Source organism: Stenotrophomonas sp. (genome assembly GCF_031995405.1).
Classification (GTDB): Bacteria; Pseudomonadota; Gammaproteobacteria; order Xanthomonadales; family Xanthomonadaceae; genus Stenotrophomonas.
This window is the reverse complement of record NZ_DAMAGC010000033.1, coordinates 20,340-37,734: the sequence shown is the minus strand read 5'-3', so window position 1 is coordinate 37,734 and position 17,395 is coordinate 20,340. Positions and strand designations below refer to the sequence as shown.

Sequence of the window (17,395 nt, the reverse complement as noted above, 5' to 3'; positions counted from 1 at the left end):
GATGGACTCGAGCGGGCAGGGCGGGTCATCGAAGTAGCGCTTCAACATCGACAGCTCGCGCATGTTGACCGCCTGCGTGCCGGGCGCCTTCTTCGGGATGACCTCGGCCTGGTAGCGCTCGGCTGCCTGCCGGAACGTCAGCGCCGCGCCTGCCGGGATCGAGCCGGCGTGTTCCAGCTCCGCCCACTTCTTGATGGCCAGGCCGTAGTCGCTGCCCAGCGGCGTCTCTTTGCGCGGCTTGCCGCCGTGGTCGTAGTAGTAGTGCACGACGCCGGACTTCTGCTTGCGCTTGCGGAACCGGGGGATCGCCCCCGGCTTGGTCGGTTTCCTTCCCATCATGCTGCCTTGTTGGAGTTCCATTCGGCCGCCGGCGCTGCCTTCGGCTCGGGTTTGCCTTCGAGAGCCGACCACAGCACCACCGGCCAGCCGTGGGCGTCGAGATAGTGCCTGATCCCGTTCGCACGCAGGAACGCCGCCTGCCGCTTCCGTTGCGGCGTGCGGCACAGGTCGCGAATATCGTCGCGGGATAGGTAGGGGCTGTCGGCCATGTTGATTTTCTCCGGTCAGTTCGTGGCCAGGGCAACGCGCAGCTGCTCGGCCGGATCGGGGTAGCAATCCATGTAGGCGCCGATCACTTCGGCCGCGACTTGCGGGACGATGGCATTGCCGCCGGCGCGCAGCTGAGCCACTCGTCCGGGAATCCCATCAGCCAGAAGGTGAATTGAGGGTTCAACGCGCCTCGCTTTTCCGTCGTGTCCGACGATGACGCCGGCGGAATCCCAAGCGCTTCGCCCACTCGCTGCGGTAGTGGCTTGCCAGTGTCTTGGGGCCGCGTGGTCAGCCCACGATTCCCGTCCACAGCAGTCGGCGTCGGCCAAAGCGCGTGCATCAGCGCGATCATCATTGGAAGCGTCTTTCCCTTCGGATTTGCCGCCCACTTCGCATGGAACTCGGGGGTCGCCGATTCGCTGCGCCAGTCCCTGGCCGCCGGCGTGGGCCACAAACCAGAGGCGGTCCCGTCGGTGGGGCGCGTCGACGGCACAAGCCGGGACAACGGACGCCCCGCAGGCGTAGCCGATTCCTTCCAGGTCAGAGAACACTCCGTCGATCCAGTCCTTGCCAACCGCCGCCGCAACCTGCTCTCCCATGAGGACAGCGGGCTGGCGGGCACGGGCGAGCCGGAAAAGGTGGGGCCAGAGGTGCCGATCGTCAGCCTGGGCTTTTCCTTTACCCGCGACGGAGAACGGCTGGCACGGCGCGGAGCCGGTCCAGAGTTCTCGATCGTCGGGCCACCCAGCAAGTCGGGCTGCGAGGGACCAGCCGCCGATGCCGGCGAAGAAGTGGCACTGCCGGTATCCGGCGAGGTCATCGGGTTGAACATCGGTAATGCTCCTGGTGTCGACGTGGCCGGCGGGGATGAGGCCCGCGGCGATCAGGTTGCGCAGCCACTGCGCGGTGTAGGGGTCGAACTCGTTGTAGTAGTTCACGCGCGGCTCCAACGATGAACCCGCCGCCAGCACCAGCGCACCGCGCGGAAGAGGGCGACGACCAGCCACACGGTCAGGAAGCCGATGACCAGCATCAGGCCCAGCACCAGGTACTTCGCCAGCCAGAGGGTCAGGGCGTCCATCAGCCCACCCCCGGCGCTGCATCGCGCTGGTCGATCAGGTACATCTCGCGTGCGACGCGGCTATCAGCGGCCTTTGTGCGCTCGTCGCGGTACTTGGCGCAATCCAGCCAGGTGTCCATATCGGCGCGACTGGGCTTGTATGCCTTGGTAAAGAAGGTGTATCCGCCGCAACACTGATAGCCGTGCCAGCCGCCCGCGTGAGGTCCAAGCCGGATGGCGAGTGCGGATGAGCCGTCACCGTATCGAACCAGGTCACCTTCACGCGGCCAGCCTTCGACGGTGGCTGCAGCATCCCCCGGCAAGGGAGTGTCGAAGTGCAAGGCGTTCTTTGCTTCCTGCTTCCGGCGAATTTTGTGCATCACTTCAGGCTGCGTAATCCGCTGCAGCTCAGCCTCGCCAGCGACATGCATGTCCAGCCCAGCCACCCAGCAGTAGCCGGCCAGCGTCACCATGACGCCGCCAACCTCCTGGGCAGGCTCGCCAGCCGGGCGGCCGAACACGTAGTCCACCAGGGTGGCGACGCGGCCCTGGTCGTAGCCGTGGGCCTGCAGCAGCTCCAGCACTTCTTCCAGCAGGCGGTCGCCGCGCTCGGTCATGTTGCTGTAAAGCGAAGGCAGGAAGCACTTGCCCATCCACTCGGAGACACCGGCTTGGAAGGTCTGCCCCACCGGCTGGCGGGCGGCGAGGGCGGCACGACCGCGCTCAATGCAACGCCACACACTGGCTCGGGCTTCGCCGCCGACAATGCTGTGCAGCGTTTCCAGGTAAGGCATGGAGGCTTCCAGTGCGGCCAGCGCAATCCCCTGCACCTCGCCAACCTGCTGCTCGTATCGCTCCATGTGGGCGTCCAGAGCGTTGCAGTCCGGGCATTGCATCCCGCCCTCGGCGGGGTCACTGAACGTAGGGCCGCCGACCCACCCACGGTCGTTGCAGGTCAGACAATCCTCACCAACCTGCTGCTTGCCAGTTGCGGCGAGAGCGGCGGACATGTCTTTGCGTGCCGCTTCGCCGATCATCCGGGCGGGCACGTCATCAATCATCCCGCGCACCGAAAGGTCACCCAGCGTTGCGGCCAGTGCGTCGTGCACCCCCTGCTGCTCGGCCAGCTCTGCGGGCTGCGGGTGGAGGTGGGGCAGGGCTGCGCTGAGAACTTGCTCCGCCAGCACGACGGCTTTCTCACGCATGCCATGGCCCCTTGCGTCGGCCAGAACTCGCGCCGCTGCGTCGATTGCCGCCTCACTGATCTTGGTGTTCATGCGGTAACTCCCATGGTGGCCAGGTCGATCTCGTCCACGTGATCGCGCAGGCTGTGGCAGGTGGCGCGCACGCCGGCGGCGATCTGCGCGCGGGTGTGGTGCGGCTGGGCGGTGAAGCCCTGGAAGTGCACCGTGCCGGACTGATCCCGGCGGAAAAGCCGGTAGGCGACGATGCCGGTGTCGCCCATCGGGAAGCGGCCCCAGGAGAAGCCGCCGTTCCTGGTCGGCGCGCGGCGGGTCAGGTGGCGGCTCATTGGGCACCGCCTTTGACGCGGGCCAGTGCATCGCGCAGGCCTGCATACTCGGGCTCGTGGCCATTGGCCAGCATCTGGTCCAACGTCAAGCAAACGCCCCATTCGCCTTCGATCTTTTCCGCATACTCGCCTAGGACCACGAGCGCGGCATCGGCTTTCGCGAACAGCTCGGCGACTGCGGCGATGGCTTCTTCAATTCTCAGGCCGCCATGCAGACCAGCATCGAAGAGTCGAACAGAAGCGCGCTCCATTTCAGCCAGCACATCGACAGGGGCGCTCATGCCTTCCCTCCCTTCGCGGCCTTGCGCCGCTCTGCGCCGCCCTCGACCACCTGCCGGCGGCTGATGCCGGCCCGGTCGATGGGCGTGTTGCCCAGGCGCTGGATCTTGCCGCCCTTGCGCTCGAACTCGGCCACGTCGGCGGCCAGCTGCTCGGCCTCGGCGGCCTTCTGCCGCGCGGTGGCTGCGTCGAACACGGTCTGTGCGTGGATGCTGGTCATGCGATGCTCCTCATCGGCTCGCGGCGCACAGGCCCGAACCACAGGTTGGTGACGTTGGACAGACGGATCAGTTCCGGGTCCCGCTTGAGCGCCGGCAGCGGAGTACGCAACCGGCGCGCGTCGTTGGTGCACATGGCGCAGGTGGGTTCCTTGCCGCGCCGCCCGGCGCTGGGGAAGGCCGCCAGCGGCAGACGACGACTGCAGGCGGTGCAGCGCTTCGTGTCCATCAGAAGGGCAGATCGTCGTCGGCGAAGTCGTCAATCGGCGCGGGCTGCTGCGGCGGTCGCTGGGTGTAGCCGCCGCTGGTACGCCCCTGGCCGCCGCCAGACTGCTGCCGGCCACCACCGCCGTCGCCGCGCTGGCGGTCGGGCTTCCAGTCGTCCACCTGGGCGTACCAGTTGCCGTTCTGCGCCACCTTGATATCGGCGTTGATCCACTCGCCGTCCTGCTGCTGCAGCCAGCCGATCAGCGCCTCACGCTTCAGGGACAGCTTGCCCACCACGTATTCGGGCGCGCCGTCGCGGGGGGCCTTTACCAGCAGGCCATCGATGAATTTCTTGTCGCTCATGCTGCGTCCTTGAAGAAGATGGCGCGGGCGGCCTGGTACTCGGTCAGGAACCGATCCAGGTGGGCCTGCAGCTTTTCGGTGAAGCCGTCCGGGGTAACGCGCACCAGCAGCGGCTCATACCCGGGGCAGAAGGAAAGGAAGTCCCACCACTCGCGGCCGGTGATGATCAGAGAGCCGTGCACCTGGGGCTTGTGTTCGTCCGGCACGATGCCGGCGCGCAGCCACTTCACATGGGTGGGGCCATCCGGGCACTTGATCTCCAGCCCACCGGGCTTGCCGATCAGACTGTCCGGGCTGCAGCCCAGCGTGCCGGAGTCGTTGAGGATGAAGCCGACCTGCTGCGGCACCACGTCCTGCTCGAAGGCGTAGTACTCGCGAGCCTCAGGTTCCAGTTCCTTGCCGCGCAGGGTGTGACGATTGCCGCCGAACGACTCGCCAGCCTCGGGCCGCATCAGCTCATCGATCAGCTGGTTGATGTAGGTGTCGGCCGCGGTGGCGTACTCGCCGCGCTTCGGGGTGATGATGCTGCTGAACTCGCTGGCGGTCGGCACGCCCTTGCGCGCCGCATACCACTCCACCGAACCCTGCTCGACGTCCAGAATGCGCATGGCTCAATCCTTGGGGGTCACGCGGGCCTTGGCCCGGTTGAAGGCATTGCGCACGTCCGCCGGCAGGTTGGCGGCGCCGCCGTAGTCCTTGAGCAGCTCGGCGCGCTTCGCCTGGTACTGCTCGGGGTGTTCCAGCTCGTTGGCGACGTCGATCCAGTTGACCGCCTTGTCGTCCAGCTTGGTCCCGCCAAGCAGACCGTCGTCGTCCTCGCCGTGGGTGGTCAGGTTCAGCAGCGCCCCGGCGGCGTAGCGTTTGCCGTAGCTGACGCTGGACCCAACCGACTGCACGCTGTTCTTGGAGCCGCTGGTGTCCGCCGGCAGCAGGATCTCGGTCTGCTCGCTGTGGCCGTTCTTGTGCGCCAGGACACCGGTCACCCGGACCATGTTGTCCTCGGTCAGCGTGCGGAAGGAGAGGGCAAAGCCGAATTCCTGCAGCACCGGCTTGATCGCCGCGTTGATGTCCTCCCACAGCGCGTAGGTGCTCTGCACGTTGCCGGAGCGGTCCTTGATCGCGCCGCGCTCCTTGATCGACGGCAGTTTGGGCTGCATGCCGGCCAGGGCAGAGGTGTAGGCCGCTGCGGACTCGCGGTCCAGCAGGCGCTCGTGCATCTGCAGCAGGCGCTCCATCTTGTCGATATCGGCGTTGGGGTCGGTGGCCACGCGCTCGATCATTGCCAGCATCGAGTCGGGCGCGGCTGCCGCATGGGCCGGCGCAAGCTGCTGCGCATCGGCCGTGGTGGTGGTGATCTGGTTCATGGGTGCCTCTGCGTGGAATAGGTGCCCGGCTTTCGGAGCCGCTGCCGGGCGAGCGGTCGCATCCCTGCGGGGGTTCAGTGCGCGAAGTCGTCTTCGTCACTGCCGGGCGCTTCGGCGGCGACTTCGGTTTCCGGCTCAGGCGCAGTGACCGTGCAGCTGGTCACCGACTGGATGCCGGCCAGCTGTGCCTGCAGTTCCGCGACCTGCTTCTGCAAATCGCTGTTCTTGCTCTGCGCGGCGTACTTCTCGCTGTCGGCCTTGCGGGCGCGCTCCTGGGCCTCAACGATCTTCGGATCCAGGGGTTCCAAGGTCTTGTCGTCGGTGTAGCCGATGCGCAGTTCGTCGCCGGACTTCTCCCAGCCGTCATCGCTGTAGTAGCCGGTGCGCTTGTAGATGGTGGCGTGCGCCAGCAGCTGGGCTGCGATGCCGGCGTGCTCTGCGTCCAACACGATCACGTTGCTGTGGCTGTCGCCGATGGAAATCTTGATCTTCATGGTCTGTCCTTGTTCTCGGGGATAGGTGCCGGCGTTGGGGAACCCGGCCGGCGCGGGTAGGGCTGCCCGTGGGGAGCGGGCAGCGGGGGGATCAGGCGCTCAGCTGATCGCGGAGGCGGAAGCCGAGCAGCGGCCAGATCTTCTCGACAGCCTTATCGCGGGCAATCAAACGACCGATCTCGGCGTCGAAGTTCTCCGGGCTGGCGCAGGCAGACTCGCCAGTGACCGTGAAGCCATTGCGCAGCACCAGGACACAAATGGTCAGCAGGTTGATCGACGGGTGTTCCTCGTCCTTGGCGTTCGGGTCGGGCCAGTTCGCGCGGTGCGCCTCGCCGACGTTGATGTAGTAGCAGTGGGTGATCTCCGCTTCCACGTCGGCCGGCGTCACTCGCGGTGCGTTCAGGCCCTTGGCCTGGATTTCCTGTTCGATGGTCTTGTCGTTCACTGGTAACTCCTGTTGGTGCTGCGGGAATAGGTGGAGAGGGCCGGCGCTGATCTCCGGCTTGAGCGACCGCCTACATCCCTCACGGTGTTCTGGTCATCGGGTGTCCCGGCTCCCGAAGCTCTATGTCCGGGCCGCATCGCGCATCAGCCTGCGCATTCCTCTCCGTAGCGGCTACGCAGCCAAGTCTTCCTGCACGGGCTTGTCTCCCTTGCTGGCGTTGAGCGGCGACACCAGGGTCAGCTGCACTTCGTTCTTGATCTGCTCGCACAAGGCGCCGGCCTCGGCCTTGGTCGGGTGAAACACTGCGCTGAAGGTCAGCTGCAGGGTTCCGCCTTCCAGGGGCGCGAACGACAGCTTCTTGAGGGTCACGTCGGTGATGACCAGCGGCTCGGACAGGCCCAGGCCGCTGCCGATCAGCAGGGAATAGCCCGGGTACTCTTCGTCCCACGGAATCGCGCCCAGCTTCGGGAACTTGACCGCCGTCAGGCCGTCGCCGCCCTCGATCAGGTCCTGCTGCTCGCCCTGCGCGGCCTTGCGGTACAGCGCCTGGCGCAGGCCCTTCTGGAAGTAGTCCAGCACGCTGCTGCTGACGGCCACGACCAGCTTGAGGTCCCCGGCCAGCTTGTTCTCGTCGCCGTGTCGCTCGGCGCGGGGGTTGAAGTTCACGACCTTGGCGGCCGCATCGTTGAGTTCGAACATCGGTGTTGCCTCTCGTAGAGCCGGCCGTGCCGGCGGGGTATCAGGACCAGGCCTGCGGCCAGAGCAGCAGCCAGAAGAGGTAGGCCAGCAGCGCGTAGCTGCTCAGGCAGGCGAGGAAGTCGGACCAGCTGTGGAAGCCGAGGGCGGTCAGGAGGCGCATCAGTCGAAGCCGATGGCTTTAGCGAGGACTTGCTGTGCCTTCCAGCGGAGGGCGCGAATCGGATTGTTGCTGTCCTGCTCTGGTTCTTCGCCTGCCTGACCCATGTACGAGTCAAACGTGGCAACGATGGCAAGCAACTCTGGTGCGGAGGCAATCAGGCGGGCGTTGTACCGGCCCTCATCGCGATAGGTGTTCACCTCTACTTTTGCCACAAGGGTCTGAGAAGAGCCGCTGCGGGCGTCCAAAATCAGGCTGCCGTGATTTTGGAAGCTCCACGGGCCGGGGCTGTGCTTACTGGTCATCAGGCAGTTCCTCTGCGCAGAGGCCGTTGATGGCCTCGTGGTTGGTCATGTGGGCCTCGGCCAGCGCGGCGTCGGCGAGGGATACGGGCGTCGGGATCGGCGGGAAGACGCGGGCGAACATGCGATCCAGCTCGGTTTCAGGCGTCATGACCGCGCACCTTCGGCATACGCCGCTGCTGCCTTCGCCGGGCTCACCGCCTGCCGCGCGTTGATCGCCGCGACGTGCTGCTGGATCTCCCGGCTGACGGCCTGCACCTGCTGCACCGGCACGGATTCGAACTCCACGTACTCGATGGCGATGCCCAGGTGGTTGGTCTTCTCGATCAGGTTCATGCCGCCACCTGCTGCGTCGCCGCTTCCAGCAGCTGCTCGTCCAGCGCCGCAGCCTGCACCGCAGCCAGCGCGTACAGCTGGGCCAGCAGCGGCGAGTCGATCAGGTCCGAAGGGTCCGTGTGGTGCAGCTGGTGCAGCGCCAGGGTCACGTCCGTGTAGTGGTCACCGTCGAAGGTGCCCGACACCCACTGCTCGGCCTCGCGGCACGCCGCCGGGTCGGCGCGCATCGCCTCGGCCAGCTCGGCGGCCTGCTGCCCGGACAGTTCGCATTCAAAGCGCGGATCTTCCAGGCCGTCCCAGCTGCGCTGGGCATTGCGGTCGGAATCGGCGGCGGTCTGGAGGGCCATGGCTTAGGCCTCCAGCACGGTGAAGGTCGGGCCGGTGTAGACCGGCGACGAGGTGCGGATGCCGTAGACCAGCGAGAGGAGGCGGCCACGGTTGTCGTCCGTGATCGCGTCATCGAAGTAGGTCGGGCGGCGAATGGCGGCGTTGGCGGCCTGGGCCACCGAATCGCCGATCAAACCGGCGGCGCGGTAGTCGGCGATCAGCTGGGTGGCGGTTGCGATGTCCATGGTGGAGCCCCGTTGGATGGCCCGGTGTGGGCCGACGGGGCTAGTAAATCATGGGTTACTTCAAGAAGTCAACAAAGGGTTACTTCACAGAGATGGAAAATATGAACGAAGGAACGTTCGTTCAGCTTTTTACAGATTTCATCGCCAAGTACATGGCGTCATCCGGATCGAAAGAACGGATGCGAACCTCGCCGCCGCGGGGCAGGAAGACCACCGTTCCATTGTCGTAGCAGATGACTTTGGTGTGCCTCATGAAGCCTAGGCGCTTCTCCATCAACACCCCTTCCGCATTACAGGGAAGGACCGGGACATATCCGGCATTGAGCAGCATCACCAACCGGCGGAATCCACAGGGCGACTCATCCATAGCGAGAGCGGACCAGGCCGGCATCTTCGAAGGAGATCCCGTCGCGCATGCAGTCCTCAGCACGCTCCAGGTCCTTGTGCAACTGGATGAGATCATCATCGGGAAGCTGTTCCACGCCTATGTAGCCAAAGCAGGCCTGATCGATGATGAGCTGCATCGGCTGACCCCAGCGGCGTCGGAAGTGACGAATCATGCGGATATGCGACTCCCGGAGGACGACGTCCATCGGGCATGAGGTAGGGGCTGTGACCGCTGCGGCTTGCTGCACCACCCGCAACGCCGGCCGCTGTTCGGCCTGGCCGCGCAACGCGGCTGTTCTAGCCGCTAGACGCTTTGCGAGTTCCTCGAACCTGCTGTCCTTCTCCATCCAGTCCCCCCCGTATCTTCTTTGCAAGAACCTTGGTTAGGTCGAACACGTTCTCGGAGCGCACTTCTGCGCCGAACTGTTCGACAACCTCGAACGCGGTTTCGAGCAGCACTGGGTCACTGATCCACTCAGCTGGATCGCCTGTGAAATCCAAGTAGTGCCGCAGCAGCAAAACCGACGAGGACAGCTTGACGAAGTCGGGTCGCGTGGATTGAGACGCTTGCTCCACACCGGCTGCGCGCGGACCCTCGCCGGAGGACAGCCATCGAGCGCTCACATTAAAGTGCCGCGCCCAGTCCGCCAGGAACACGCCGTTGGGGGTCTGATTGAGGCCTTTCTCCAGTCGGCCAACGTACTGCTTCGATGTCCCGACGATGTCGGCCATCTGTTGCTGGGTCAGCTGCGCAGCCTTCCGCAGCTCTTCTAGTCGGGCGCCAATGCTCATGTAACGAATGATTGACGGAAAACTGGCAATCATGGTTGACACCTCGGGGTAACCGATGATTTACTCGCGGCATGAACCCGACCCTTGCCCAAGCCAAAACCGCCCTCGGCATCGAAACCAATGCCGATTTCGCCCGCTTCCTTGGCCTTCCCAGGCAGTCGATGACCGGCCGGGATGAGCACAAGCCGATCCCTGACGGGTGGTGCTGGCGGGCCGCTCAGAAGCGGCCTGAATTGTTCTCCCCGGCTCCGAAGTCTCCCCGTCGCCGCAAGACCGCTGCTGCCTGACATGCGCACCTCACCGGCCACCGGTGGGGAAGGGCACCACGGTGCCGCTGCCGATCACCGCGCTGCGCAACCGCTGGGCAACAGGCCTCACCGACACCTTTCGTCCCACCCGCTTCATGACGAAGCACCTACCGCCACACCGCACGAGCGTAAGGACGTTGGCCTCGGCTGACTGATCACTTTTCGACACTGGCTGCACTCCGTTGGGGTGCGGCCATTTTCAGAACCATCCAGGGGAATCCCGGGGAACACGTCGTCCCCCAGCTTCCCCAGAACCGCAAAGGGGCACCCATGCGACACCTCAGCATCACGTATCAGGGTGGACTCACCCACACATCCAGGAGCCTGCGCGAGCTGCTGCTGGTGCAGGTCCAGCACAACGGCGGCGTGGTCGCCGTGGCCGGCAAGATGGACCTGGCTCCGTCGAAGCTGTCGGAGAAGTTGGCCGGCGGCGACACCTCGGGCAAGCCGCGCGGCATGACCATCGATGAGCTGGAGCGGTACATCAAGGAGACGGGCGACGTCTCCCCGGTGCACTACCTGATCGAGAAGTTCCTGACCTGCCCGGACGCCCAGCACGCCGAGGCGATTGCCCAGTTCACCAACCTGGCCCGCGCCATGGCGCCGCTGGCGCACAGCCTCGGGATCAAGTGGCCATGAACGCCTACGACATCGCCCGAGAAGAGCGGATCGAAGCGCTGAGCCGCTTGCTGTCGTCCGCCCATGAGGCAGGAGATAGAGAAGAGATGCGGCGCATCTACGAAGAGTTTCGTGCGGCGGTACTGGCGCGATCACCTGAGCAAATGGCACTGCTCGAACACCAGATGTTTGTGCGCATCGCGGAGGCCGACCATGGCCGGTGACTGGATCAAGATGCGCTCCAACCTCGCAACGAGTCCGAAAGTTGTCCGCATCGCGTCCGCTTTGAAAGCGGACAGACTTCGCGTCATTGGTGGACTGCACGCAGTTTGGTGTCTGTTCGATACGCATTCCGACGACGGCACGCTGGTCGGCTACTCGCCGGTCGTGCTGGACGATCTGATCGGCTGGCCGGGGTTTTCGGCCGCTATGATCGCTGTGGAATGGATGCTTGAAGATGGCGAAAACCTTGTCGTGCCAAGGTTTGACGACCATAACGGGGCATCGGCGAAGCGCCGTGCACAGGACGCAGACAGGAAGAAGAACGTCCGCAATATGTCCGCACCGGCGTCCGCATCCGAAGCGGACAAAAAGCGGACTAGAGAAGAGAAGAGAAGAGAAGAAGAAAAGAGCCCCCCTTACCCCCCAGCTGACGCTGGCGGGGCCGACCTGCTGGGTGGACAGGCTGGCAGGGTCACCAAGGCCGAGCGCATCGCGCAGATCGCCGGGGATGCCCAAGCGGCCTACAACACCATCCTCGCCAAACCGAACGGGGCGCTGGCAGCGTGCACGGTGCTGAACAAGCCCCGGGTCAAGTCGGTGGAGAAGGCCCTGCCGACGGTGCGCCAGCTGTGCACCCGCATGTTCGGCAACGAGCGTGTGACGCCCGATTTCTGGCAGGCCTACTTCGAGACGGTCGCCGAGGATGATTTCCTCGCCGGCCGGCAGCAGGGCGGCCCGGGCCATGAGAACTGGAAGCCCGACTTTGAGTACCTGCTGCGGGAGTCGGTGATCGCCAAGGCTGTGGACCGCGCGATGTCGGAGGTGACCCAGTGAGCGCCCGTCACGACATCGACCGTCTGGCCGACCTGTACGGCGGCGACCCGGAGCGACACCCGTTGCACAGCCTCGACGCGGAGCAGTCCGTGCTTGGCGGCCTGATGCTGCGGAACCGGGCATGGGACGATGTTTCGGACCTGCTCACCGCGCAGAGCTTCTTCCGTGCCGACCACCGGCTGATCTGGCAGGCCATGGCCGAGCTGCAGCCGACCGGCGTGGAGTTCGACGCGGTGACGTTGGGCGATTGGTTCCAGTCGCGCGGCAAGCTGGACATGGTGCGCGAAGGTGCGTACCTGATCGAGCTGGCCAACAACACGCCGTCGGCGGCAAACATCGTCGGCTATGCCGCCATCGTGGCCGACAAGGCAAAGCTGCGCGCCCTGGCCGATGCTGCGCAGGAGGTCATCGACGCGGTATTCAGCCCGGACGGCCGCAGCGCGGTGGAGCTGGTGGGCGAGGCGCAGTCCCGCATCGGCGGTCTGCTGGACAACGAGCCCTGCGAGCTGGAGTCGGTCGCGCCGGTGATGGACCGGGTTTTCCACCGCCTTGGTGAGCGCGCGCAGAACGGCGGCGGCATCAGCGGCCTGACCACCGGCGACCCCGACCTGGACGAGCTGCTGGGTGGGTTCCAGCCCGGCAACATGATCGTGCTGGCGGCGCGCCCGAAGATGGGCAAGACCACCAGGGCGGTGAACTTCGGCGAGCATGTGGCGCTGGTGCTGCGCAAGCCGGTGGTGATCTTCACCTTCGAAATGCAGCCCGAAGAACTGGGCGACCGCATGCTGGCGAACCGCGCCACCATCGCCGGCCAGAAGATCCGGAACGGCCGGCTGGACAACGCGGACTGGTCCAACGCAACCGAGGCGACCAGGGAACTGCGGCAGGCTCCGATCTTCGTCAGCCGCCCGCGCCGCGCCAGGGTCGAGCATGTCTGCGCGCAGATCCGCAGGTTCAAGGCCAAGCATCCCGACCTGGGGCTGGTGGTGATCGACTACCTGCAGCTGATGTACGTGCACGGCGACAACCGCGCTAGCGGCATCGGTGAGATCACCATGGCGCTGAAGCTGTGCGCCAGTGAGATCGGGGTGACCATCCTGCTGCTGAGCCAGCTCAACCGAGATCTGGAGAAGCGCCCGGACAAGCGGCCAATGCTGGCGGACCTGCGCGAATCCGGCTCCATCGAGCAGGACGCCGACGCGGTGATCTTCATCTACCGCGATCAGATCTACGACCCGAACAGCCGCTGGGAAGGCACGGCTGAGTTGATCGTGGCTGCCCAGCGCAACGGCGCGACCGGCATGGTCCGCGAGCTGTACCAGCCGGAGTACTTCCGCTTCTCGCCGCTGCCGGAGTACTGGGAGCCGCAGCAGACCAGCGCAAGCGCGCCCGCCGCCGGCACTGCGCCGAAGCGGAAGGGCATCGCGTCCTTCCTTCCGAAATCAGGGGATCAGTCATGACTCTCGGAACCTTCATCCTCCGCGCCGGCGATGCGCGCGCCCGAATGGCTGCGGCCTGGCAGTTCGCCTGCAGCTTCCTGGAGCTGGGCCAGGACGTGCACGTCACCGTGAAGCAGTACAAGCCGACCCGCAGCCTGGAGCAGAACGCGATGTTCCACGCCATCTGCGGCGAGATCGCCCAGCAGAAGCAGTGGGCCGGCCGCCGCATCGATGCCGAAGGCTGGAAGCGGCTGCTGGTGGACGCATGGGCGCGCGAGAGCGACCGCCGGCAGGGCGACGTGGTGCCCTCGCTGGACGGCGCCAGCATCGTGAACCTGGCCATGCAGACCCGGCGCATGACCGTGGCCGACATGGCCGACCTGATCACCTTCGCCCAGTGGTGGGCGGTGGACAACGACGTGAAGCTGCGGGACGTGGCGCCGCTGCGCGACCAGAGGCTTGCTGACGAAGCGAGGGCCGCGGCATGAGCAACGTAGTCGAACTGCTCCCGAATAACGCGCTGTGCATGGACCAGCAGGCCATCGCCGAGCGCCTGCATCAGCTGGCTGACCAGATCGGCGCTGGCGAGGCTGGCGGCGACGTCACGCGCGTCTGCGTGGTGATCCAAGGCAACGACCTGTTCGATTGCATCTGCTACGGCCAGCCGACCGAGAACATCACGCTGGTCGGCATGCTGGAGTGGGCCAAGGCTCGGTTCATGGGGGCTATCGAGTGAGGTCGAAGAATTCCAAGGCCTTCACCGCCGCCGAGAGTGCGCACGTCGAGCTGGTGAAGATGTGCCCCTGCAGCGTCTGCGGCCGCGCCCATCCGAGCGAAGCCCACCACATCGAGCAGGGCAAGCACTTCACCACCGTGGCCCTGTGCCAGGACTGCCACCGCGGCAGCGAGAACGGCTGGCACGGCCGAAAGACCATGTGGCGCATCTACAAGATCGATGAGGTAGGCGCCCTGAACGAAACCATCCGAAACGTACTGCTCCTGATGAGCACAAGGGGAATCCGATGACCATGAGACTCACGTTCGGGGTAGACCCGGGCCTCACCGGCGCGGTGGCCACGCTGATCGACGGCGAGCCCGGGCCGGTGCTGGACATGCCCACCGTCGAGGTCGATGGGTGGGGCGAGGTGGACGCCCGCGCGGTGGTGGTCTTCATCCGCGAGCAGCGCGCCGCGCACCCCGGCGCCTACGTGTCGGCCTGCATCGAGAAGGTCGGCGCGCGCCCGGGCGACGGCGGCACCAGCGCATTCCGGTTCGGCCAGACCGCCGGAAAGCTGCAGGCGATCCTGGAGGTGCTGGGCATCCCGGCCACCCGCGTGGTGCCGGCGCAGTGGAAGCGCTCCTTCAGCCTGCTCCGGCAGGACAAGGACGCCGCGCGGCTACTGGCCATAGCCCGCTTCCCCAGCGCGCAGCAGGTCCTGAGCCGGAAGAAGGACAACGGCCGCGCCGACGCGCTGCTGATCGCCCTGTGGCACGAGAACACCCAGCTGGGCACCCACATCACCGACGACCACCGGGAGCAGGCGGCATGACGACTACCATCGCGTACATCATCACCATTCTGGCCTTCGCCTTGGTGGCGTGTGCATTACGAGGGCTTTGGGCCAACAACCGCACCCTCGACGGCCGTATGGAGATCATCCGTGCATTGGGGAAAGCAGGGTGGCCGGTGGATGAGGCGCGCGCCTACGAGCGCGTTCAGTACGGGGACCACTATCGCGAGATCTTCTGCGGCCGCGATCCACTGAGCCTGTACAGCCCGACGCTGGTGGCAATCCTCCGGGCATATCGCAGCGGGGAAGCGTCGGCATGAACGATATCGAGAAGAGGGCGCGGGAGCTGCTGGCAGGAATCGCTCGGGAATTTGGGCAGCCGGAATACGCGTATCACATCGGCTGTGGAGGGCGCCTGGATCGTAGGGACAAGAAGCTAATCGGTCCCATCATCGCCGCCCTCACGCCGCCCGAGGGCTACGTGCTGGTGCCTGTGGTGCCGACTGAGGCGATGGTTGAGGCGTTCACGGGATTCCGCCCAGTTCATAGAACCAGCTTTGCGTGCCGCTACGAGGAAATGCTCGCCGCGCGCCCGGAGGTGCCGTGATGGGCATCGGATACTACGATGCGGTGGTCACCGTCGCAGCGGCGAACGCCCAGTGGAAAAGCACGATGGAGCGGGGCGCGGCTGTTCCCCGCGCCACCGCGCGGCCAGCCGCCGTCCGCAGCAAGTGCCCCGGCTGCGGCTCGTGGGAGATTTCGCCAACGCGGAATGGCCAGGTCTGCTCCTACTGCCGGATCCCGGTGGCTGGGACGGAATCCTGACCCCGACGACCGCCATGGCAACCCCGCAGCCAGCCACCAAGCAGCCGCATCGGCAGTTCAACAGGCCGACGCTGCCGCTCGGCTCGGTGTCCGTGCGCGCCGACATCCAGCAGGTCTCCGAGCGGACGCTGGCCCGGGTGAAGGAAGTCCGGCGCGCGCGCGGCTGCGGCACGGCGGTGTTCGCAGATCCAGACGGCCGGGTCTACGCCCTGCGCAGCGAGTCGGTCAGCGCGGACACCATGGCGAGCAAGCACCCGGAGTGGTTCGTCTGCGAGTACGCCGGTCGGCTGTCCAGCGGCGCCAGCGCGGCATGCCCCAGCCGGGAGGACATCGCCGAGGACCTGGTGTTCCACTTCGAGGCCATGGGTCGGGTGCTGCGCGACGTGCCCGAGCAGCTGGACCTGTGGGGCTTCCAAGGGGCTTTCGCCGAGGCGCTCTGCCAGCTGGCCAGGATCCATCGCCGCCGCCGGCAGTACATGGCCGCGGCCTGGCTCCGTTGATCCAACTGGCGGTGGGCGCGTAATAGGCCCATGAGCGACCGCCAGACGCCCGAAGCACGACTGCATGCCCTGACCGACCCGCACGCCTCGATCGTTGGGGCCGGCGGCAGCGTCAGGCCGATCGACACACGGCCGATCCCAGGCTGGCAGAACCACGCTGGAGGCGCCACCCGGGGCGTCAAAGAGTACCGGGGCGACCAGCACGCAGGTGTCGACAACAGCGTGCAGGCAGCACAGGGTTGCCGCGTTGCGGCGGGCGTTTCGGATGGCGCCGACCTTTGCACCCTGGGAACTGCCGAACCAACCGCTACGAGCAGAGAGATCACGGGCATCGCCTACGGCGGAAGCTGGCACGGAGAGGTGCTTACCTCTCAGCTGTGCCGTGGCAGGCTGATGCCACGCCGGCCAGCAAAAGACGGAAAGGTGCGCATGCCCTCAGGTGGCGACGGCATTTCTCAGCCGATCCTGTCCGAGTTCTACGACGTCGAGATCGCAGGCTACCGGGACAGATTGATGCCGCCAGGTGTCCTGGAGGGAGCCTACTTCTTCGTCCTGAAGGGAGCCGAGACACCTTCGGCGGACCAAGTCATGGCCGATGCCCGGGCCAAAGGCTTGACGTTCATTCGAACCTACGGGGGCAGGTGATGCCCCGGAAGAAGACAGAAGAGGCCCAGACCCCGAAGCCCAAGCGCCCAGGTGCCGGCGGCCGCCCGAGCAAGTACAAGCCGGAGTTCGCCAGACAGGCAGCTCTGCTGGGCAAAAAGGGCTGCACAGACCCCGAAGTGGCCGAGTTCTTCGACGTGGCCATCTCCACGGTGAGCCTGTGGAAGCTGAAACACCCCGAGTTTTCGGAAGCCTTAAAACTCAGCAAGGCCGAAGCGGACCTGCGAGTGGAGCGGGCGCTGTTCGAGCGCGCCACCGGCTACCGCTGCCGGGAAGACGATGTGCGGGTCGTGGACGGTGAGGTCGTGGTCACCACCACGGACAAGCAGTACCCGCCTGACCCCACCTCGATGATCTTCTGGCTGAAGAACCGCAAGCCCGAGAACTGGCGCGACAAGCCGGAGGGCTTCAACGACGATGCGCCGCCACCAGCTGCGGTCACCGTCACCGTCGTGAGCGGCCGCAAGCGTGCCGACGCTTAACGAGCCGCAGGCCGAGTTCCTGCAGCTGCCGCACAAGTTCAGGGCCTTCGTCGGCGGATTCGGCTCAGGGAAGACCTGGGTAGGGTGCGGGTCGCTGTGCCAGCACGCCTGGCAGTTCCCGCGCATCCCGGCCGGCTACTTCGCCCCGAGCTACCCCCAGATCCGCGACATCTTCTACCCGACCGTGGAGGAGGTGGCATTCGACTGGGGGCTGCGAGCGCAGATCAACCAGTCGAAC

General features: G+C 65.9%; 37 protein-coding genes and 1 pseudogene. 15 read left to right on the top strand and 23 right to left on the bottom strand.

Annotation, left to right across the window (positions count from 1 at the left end):
- From RTO53_RS08375 to RTO53_RS08265, 23 genes and pseudogenes are all read right to left on the bottom strand, one after another.
- Positions 1–336: pseudogene (locus RTO53_RS08375) on the bottom strand (integrase); the annotation flags it as partial.
- The gene (locus RTO53_RS08370; RefSeq protein ID WP_312237357.1) at positions 336–548 is read right to left on the bottom strand and encodes a DUF4224 domain-containing protein; all 213 of its coding nucleotides are present in this window, start codon (positions 546–548) and stop codon (positions 336–338) included. The gene RTO53_RS08370 and the pseudogene RTO53_RS08375, both read right to left, overlap by 1 nt.
- Positions 549–563: 15 nt before the next feature.
- A complete protein-coding gene (locus RTO53_RS08365) occupies positions 564–1,487 on the bottom strand; it encodes a DNA cytosine methyltransferase (protein WP_312237356.1) in 924 nt (307 codons plus the stop codon).
- Positions 1,484–1,630: a hypothetical protein gene (locus RTO53_RS08360; protein ID WP_312237355.1), complete on the bottom strand. Its 147-nt coding sequence runs from the start codon at positions 1,628–1,630 to the stop codon at positions 1,484–1,486. The genes RTO53_RS08365 and RTO53_RS08360 overlap by 4 nt, the downstream gene beginning before the upstream one ends.
- On the bottom strand, positions 1,630–2,886 hold the full coding sequence (locus RTO53_RS08355; protein WP_312237354.1) for a hypothetical protein: 1,257 nt from the start codon (positions 2,884–2,886) through the stop codon (positions 1,630–1,632). Before RTO53_RS08355 ends, RTO53_RS08360 begins: the two co-directional genes overlap by 1 nt.
- Complete coding sequence (locus RTO53_RS08350) at positions 2,883–3,140, bottom strand: hypothetical protein (RefSeq protein ID WP_312237353.1); 258 nt, start codon at positions 3,138–3,140, stop codon at positions 2,883–2,885. Before RTO53_RS08350 ends, RTO53_RS08355 begins: the two co-directional genes overlap by 4 nt.
- Positions 3,137–3,421, bottom strand: coding sequence for a hypothetical protein (locus RTO53_RS08345; RefSeq protein WP_312237352.1), 285 nt, complete (start codon positions 3,419–3,421; stop codon positions 3,137–3,139). The genes RTO53_RS08350 and RTO53_RS08345 overlap by 4 nt, the downstream gene beginning before the upstream one ends.
- Positions 3,418–3,639 (bottom strand): hypothetical protein, encoded by a 222-nt coding sequence (locus RTO53_RS08340; RefSeq protein ID WP_312237351.1) that lies wholly within the window; start codon positions 3,637–3,639, stop codon positions 3,418–3,420. The genes RTO53_RS08345 and RTO53_RS08340 overlap by 4 nt, the downstream gene beginning before the upstream one ends.
- On the bottom strand, positions 3,636–3,866 hold the full coding sequence (locus tag RTO53_RS08335) for a hypothetical protein (RefSeq protein ID WP_312237350.1): 231 nt from the start codon (positions 3,864–3,866) through the stop codon (positions 3,636–3,638). The genes RTO53_RS08340 and RTO53_RS08335 overlap by 4 nt, the downstream gene beginning before the upstream one ends.
- A complete protein-coding gene (locus RTO53_RS08330) occupies positions 3,866–4,207 on the bottom strand; it encodes a hypothetical protein (RefSeq protein ID WP_312237349.1) in 342 nt (113 codons plus the stop codon). The genes RTO53_RS08335 and RTO53_RS08330 overlap by 1 nt, the downstream gene beginning before the upstream one ends.
- Positions 4,204–4,815 (bottom strand): YqaJ viral recombinase family protein, encoded by a 612-nt coding sequence (locus tag RTO53_RS08325; protein ID WP_312237348.1) that lies wholly within the window; start codon positions 4,813–4,815, stop codon positions 4,204–4,206. Before RTO53_RS08325 ends, RTO53_RS08330 begins: the two co-directional genes overlap by 4 nt.
- A gap of 3 nt (positions 4,816–4,818) precedes the next feature.
- Entirely contained in the window at positions 4,819–5,571 is a 753-nt protein-coding gene (locus RTO53_RS08320) for an ERF family protein (protein ID WP_312237347.1), read from the bottom strand.
- Positions 5,572–5,645: 74 nt separating this feature from the next.
- Positions 5,646–6,065 carry a hypothetical protein gene (locus tag RTO53_RS08315; protein WP_312237346.1) on the bottom strand — a complete coding sequence of 140 codons (420 nt, stop codon included), beginning with the start codon at positions 6,063–6,065 and terminating at the stop codon, positions 5,646–5,648.
- A 91-nt stretch (positions 6,066–6,156) separates the two neighbouring features.
- The gene (locus tag RTO53_RS08310) at positions 6,157–6,510 is read right to left on the bottom strand and encodes a Gp49 family protein (protein WP_312237345.1); all 354 of its coding nucleotides are present in this window, start codon (positions 6,508–6,510) and stop codon (positions 6,157–6,159) included.
- 171 nt (positions 6,511–6,681) lie between these two features.
- Positions 6,682–7,209 carry a hypothetical protein gene (locus RTO53_RS08305; RefSeq protein ID WP_312237344.1) on the bottom strand — a complete coding sequence of 176 codons (528 nt, stop codon included), beginning with the start codon at positions 7,207–7,209 and terminating at the stop codon, positions 6,682–6,684.
- A 159-nt stretch (positions 7,210–7,368) separates the two neighbouring features.
- The gene (locus RTO53_RS08300) at positions 7,369–7,671 is read right to left on the bottom strand and encodes a hypothetical protein (protein WP_312237343.1); all 303 of its coding nucleotides are present in this window, start codon (positions 7,669–7,671) and stop codon (positions 7,369–7,371) included.
- The gene (locus RTO53_RS08295; protein WP_312237342.1) at positions 7,661–7,819 is read right to left on the bottom strand and encodes a hypothetical protein; all 159 of its coding nucleotides are present in this window, start codon (positions 7,817–7,819) and stop codon (positions 7,661–7,663) included. The genes RTO53_RS08300 and RTO53_RS08295 overlap by 11 nt, the downstream gene beginning before the upstream one ends.
- Positions 7,816–8,004: a hypothetical protein gene (locus RTO53_RS08290; protein ID WP_312237341.1), complete on the bottom strand. Its 189-nt coding sequence runs from the start codon at positions 8,002–8,004 to the stop codon at positions 7,816–7,818. Before RTO53_RS08290 ends, RTO53_RS08295 begins: the two co-directional genes overlap by 4 nt.
- Entirely contained in the window at positions 8,001–8,351 is a 351-nt protein-coding gene (locus RTO53_RS08285) for a hypothetical protein (RefSeq protein ID WP_312237340.1), read from the bottom strand. The genes RTO53_RS08290 and RTO53_RS08285 overlap by 4 nt, the downstream gene beginning before the upstream one ends.
- A gap of 3 nt (positions 8,352–8,354) precedes the next feature.
- On the bottom strand, positions 8,355–8,576 hold the full coding sequence (locus RTO53_RS08280; protein ID WP_312237339.1) for a hypothetical protein: 222 nt from the start codon (positions 8,574–8,576) through the stop codon (positions 8,355–8,357).
- Positions 8,577–8,697: 121 nt separating this feature from the next.
- Positions 8,698–8,910, bottom strand: coding sequence for a hypothetical protein (locus RTO53_RS08275; RefSeq protein WP_312237338.1), 213 nt, complete (start codon positions 8,908–8,910; stop codon positions 8,698–8,700).
- 25 nt (positions 8,911–8,935) lie between these two features.
- A complete protein-coding gene (locus RTO53_RS08270) occupies positions 8,936–9,136 on the bottom strand; it encodes a hypothetical protein (RefSeq protein WP_312237337.1) in 201 nt (66 codons plus the stop codon).
- Between the two features lie 124 nt (positions 9,137–9,260).
- The gene (locus RTO53_RS08265) at positions 9,261–9,788 is read right to left on the bottom strand and encodes a helix-turn-helix transcriptional regulator (protein ID WP_312237336.1); all 528 of its coding nucleotides are present in this window, start codon (positions 9,786–9,788) and stop codon (positions 9,261–9,263) included.
- A 38-nt stretch (positions 9,789–9,826) separates the two neighbouring features.
- Here RTO53_RS08265 and RTO53_RS08260 point away from each other — a divergent pair, with 38 nt between their 5' ends.
- The 15 genes from RTO53_RS08260 to RTO53_RS08190 form a co-directional block, all read left to right on the top strand.
- The gene (locus RTO53_RS08260; RefSeq protein ID WP_312237335.1) at positions 9,827–10,042 is read left to right on the top strand and encodes a hypothetical protein; all 216 of its coding nucleotides are present in this window, start codon (positions 9,827–9,829) and stop codon (positions 10,040–10,042) included.
- Positions 10,043–10,333: 291 nt separating this feature from the next.
- Positions 10,334–10,702, top strand: a complete 369-nt coding sequence (locus RTO53_RS08255; RefSeq protein ID WP_312237334.1) for a hypothetical protein — start codon at positions 10,334–10,336, stop codon at positions 10,700–10,702.
- Positions 10,699–10,905 (top strand): hypothetical protein, encoded by a 207-nt coding sequence (locus tag RTO53_RS08250; protein ID WP_312237333.1) that lies wholly within the window; start codon positions 10,699–10,701, stop codon positions 10,903–10,905. Before RTO53_RS08255 ends, RTO53_RS08250 begins: the two co-directional genes overlap by 4 nt.
- The gene (locus tag RTO53_RS08245; RefSeq protein ID WP_312237332.1) at positions 10,895–11,737 is read left to right on the top strand and encodes a hypothetical protein; all 843 of its coding nucleotides are present in this window, start codon (positions 10,895–10,897) and stop codon (positions 11,735–11,737) included. The genes RTO53_RS08250 and RTO53_RS08245 overlap by 11 nt, the downstream gene beginning before the upstream one ends.
- Positions 11,734–13,197 (top strand): replicative DNA helicase, encoded by a 1,464-nt coding sequence (dnaB, locus tag RTO53_RS08240; RefSeq protein WP_312237331.1) that lies wholly within the window; start codon positions 11,734–11,736, stop codon positions 13,195–13,197. The genes RTO53_RS08245 and dnaB overlap by 4 nt, the downstream gene beginning before the upstream one ends.
- Positions 13,194–13,664, top strand: a complete 471-nt coding sequence (locus tag RTO53_RS08235; protein ID WP_312237330.1) for a recombination protein NinB — start codon at positions 13,194–13,196, stop codon at positions 13,662–13,664. The genes dnaB and RTO53_RS08235 overlap by 4 nt, the downstream gene beginning before the upstream one ends.
- Entirely contained in the window at positions 13,661–13,912 is a 252-nt protein-coding gene (locus tag RTO53_RS08230; RefSeq protein WP_312237329.1) for a hypothetical protein, read from the top strand. Before RTO53_RS08235 ends, RTO53_RS08230 begins: the two co-directional genes overlap by 4 nt.
- A complete protein-coding gene (locus RTO53_RS08225) occupies positions 13,909–14,202 on the top strand; it encodes a hypothetical protein (protein WP_312237328.1) in 294 nt (97 codons plus the stop codon). The genes RTO53_RS08230 and RTO53_RS08225 overlap by 4 nt, the downstream gene beginning before the upstream one ends.
- Complete coding sequence (locus RTO53_RS08220; protein ID WP_312237327.1) at positions 14,199–14,726, top strand: hypothetical protein; 528 nt, start codon at positions 14,199–14,201, stop codon at positions 14,724–14,726. The genes RTO53_RS08225 and RTO53_RS08220 overlap by 4 nt, the downstream gene beginning before the upstream one ends.
- A complete protein-coding gene (locus RTO53_RS08215) occupies positions 14,723–15,007 on the top strand; it encodes a hypothetical protein (protein ID WP_312237326.1) in 285 nt (94 codons plus the stop codon). Before RTO53_RS08220 ends, RTO53_RS08215 begins: the two co-directional genes overlap by 4 nt.
- Positions 15,004–15,294, top strand: coding sequence for a hypothetical protein (locus RTO53_RS08210; protein ID WP_312237325.1), 291 nt, complete (start codon positions 15,004–15,006; stop codon positions 15,292–15,294). Before RTO53_RS08215 ends, RTO53_RS08210 begins: the two co-directional genes overlap by 4 nt.
- Before the next feature lie 232 nt (positions 15,295–15,526).
- Positions 15,527–16,012, top strand: coding sequence for a hypothetical protein (locus RTO53_RS08205; RefSeq protein WP_312237324.1), 486 nt, complete (start codon positions 15,527–15,529; stop codon positions 16,010–16,012).
- A 30-nt stretch (positions 16,013–16,042) separates the two neighbouring features.
- Complete coding sequence (locus tag RTO53_RS08200) at positions 16,043–16,657, top strand: hypothetical protein (RefSeq protein WP_312237323.1); 615 nt, start codon at positions 16,043–16,045, stop codon at positions 16,655–16,657.
- Positions 16,657–17,157 (top strand): terminase, encoded by a 501-nt coding sequence (locus tag RTO53_RS08195; protein ID WP_312237322.1) that lies wholly within the window; start codon positions 16,657–16,659, stop codon positions 17,155–17,157. The genes RTO53_RS08200 and RTO53_RS08195 overlap by 1 nt, the downstream gene beginning before the upstream one ends.
- Positions 17,144–17,395: terminase family protein (locus RTO53_RS08190; protein ID WP_312237321.1), on the top strand; the 252-nt coding region annotated here is incomplete at its 3' end. The genes RTO53_RS08195 and RTO53_RS08190, both read left to right, overlap by 14 nt.